Consider the following 2,006-nt stretch of genomic DNA (forward strand, 5'->3'; position numbering starts at 1 on the left):
GTCGCCGAGAGGCCAGCGATCTGCGTCCGGGTGAGTTGGCTTCAGCGAGCAGGCTGCCCGTTCACGGTCAGCGACATCAGCAGCCCTTTCTGGACAACGGTGGTGCCACCGGCAGAAGTCATCTGCACCTCGCGCTCCAACTCGATGCCATGGCCCCGCAAGACCCAATAGACACTCAGCGTGCCTGGCTGGTCGGGCCAGTCCCCTTCGAATCGGCATGCTTCGAACGTGCCGGCACCGGCCGTCTTGCGCGACTCGTATCCGACAAACCGGGTGCGGAACCGCTCGGTGGACGCGGTGGGGCCGGTGGTCACGCCGTCGCGCACCTGCGTCGTGGAGGAGTGCACCGTGACGGTGTAGTCCTGTCCCGGGTTCAAGGCCGCGTCGTGGGCCATCCACGCGGGATCCCAGACATACTCGGTGCGCGAGCGGCTCGTCACGCCGCCCGTAGTGGACACCTGGTCCTGGACCTGGCCGTGGTAGGCATACGAGCGCGCACCACTGCGCTCGAAGTACCACCAGTCGTCGGTGTCGCTGCGATCGCCTGCACCGGGTCCCGTGCTCTCATGGCGCAGCTGCCAGCTCATGACCGACCGGCCGCGGTACTGAACCTGCTGCAAGGGGCCGCGCGACTCGAGCACGTCGAAGCTCATGCCACTGACCACATGACGCCGCAGCGCCGAGTAGCTGCTGACCTTCGTCAGCGTCAGGTCGTCGCAGTCGTTCGCGCCGGTAGGCGCAGTGTCGGTGCAGCTGTCCGGATGCACCTGGCAGGCAAAGTCCGAGAGCACGCCCACCTGCACGGGTGCTGCTCCGCCACCGGCCACCGGTCCCAGGATGTAGACCGCATCGCCCGCCACACCGACATAGTTCCCGGTCATTGCGTAGTAGCGGTAGACGTATGGCGTCAACGTCTGGTCGGCCTGATGGCCCGGGAAGAACTGCGAGTAAGTGCGCTCGGCCCAGTCCATCAGTTCGGTGGCGGTGGGTGTGCGCGGCGCGGCCAGCGCCGCTGGAACCCCTACGATCGCCAGTGGCAGACCCAGGAGTGCAGTGAGTTTGGTCGGTCGCCTGCTCATGTCCATTGCTCAATAGGTGGACGGTCACCGCAGCCGCGGCGTCAGTCCAAGTTCAGATCAGGCACGCGCGTGGGCACCTGCGCATTGACGTCCTTGGCGCCCAGGCCCAGCACGTTCGCGCCGTTGTTGCCGCAGGCCCAGACGCTGCCGTCGCGCCGCACGATGAAGGTGCCGTAGTAGCCGGCCGCCGCCACCTCCACGGCATCGTTCACGCCGGCCACGCGGGCCGGCAGCGGCGGGGTCTGCCCCGTGCCCTGGCAGCGCACGTCCGACACGCTGCCCCAGGTGGTCACCGTGCCATCGGCGTGCAGCGCAATGCTGTGCTGACCACCGGCGGCCACGGCGATCACGTTGGCCACGCCCGGCACCGCCTTGGCGGTGGCGCTGTACATCACGCCCTGGTAACCCAGTTGGGCGTAGTTGTTGGAACCCCAGCTCCACACCGTGCCATCGCCCTTGAGCGCCAGCACATGCGCGTTCCCGGTGGCCAGCGCCACCACGCCCTGAACGCCGGGTACCTGCAGCACGGTGTCGCCGCTGGTCATGCCGCTGCGCACGGCGCCGCCGGACTCGCCCAGACCGCTCTCGCGCCCCCAGAACCACACCGTGCCATCGCCGCGCAGCAGGAACGCGGCGTAGCGCGTCATCGCCACGTCCACGAAGTCGCCGAAGCTGCCCAGCCGCTGCGCCTGGCGCACGGCGTCCAGACTGCCGCCGCCCGCGTTCTCGCCCCAGCGCCAGGCCGTGCCGTCGCGGCGCACCGCGACCTGGGCCGAATCGCCGCTGGCCAGGCGCCGCACACCGTCGATGACCACCGCGCGCGTCCAGGACTCGACGCGGCCCTCGGCATAGCCCAGGCCCAGCACGCCGCGGTAGTTGCTGCCGCTGGTCCGGACCTCGCCGTCGGCGGTCAGCAAGCCGGCATTC

General features: G+C 69.3%; 2 protein-coding genes. Both read right to left on the reverse strand.

Annotated features, from left to right (window positions below; translation table 11 throughout):
• Positions 1 to 41 precede the first annotated feature (41 nt).
• Complete coding sequence (locus tag L6Q67_RS23350; RefSeq protein WP_296575851.1) at positions 42 to 1,079, reverse strand: hypothetical protein; 1,038 nt, start codon at positions 1,077 to 1,079, stop codon at positions 42 to 44.
• Positions 1,080 to 1,120: 41 nt separating this feature from the next.
• Positions 1,121 to 1,894: a hypothetical protein gene (locus tag L6Q67_RS23355; RefSeq protein ID WP_296575854.1), complete on the reverse strand. Its 774-nt coding sequence runs from the start codon at positions 1,892 to 1,894 to the stop codon at positions 1,121 to 1,123.
• Positions 1,895 to 2,006: the final 112 nt, after the last annotated feature.

This window comes from Zoogloea sp. (assembly GCF_023150065.1).
Taxonomy (GTDB): domain Bacteria; phylum Pseudomonadota; class Gammaproteobacteria; order Burkholderiales; family Rhodocyclaceae; genus Zoogloea.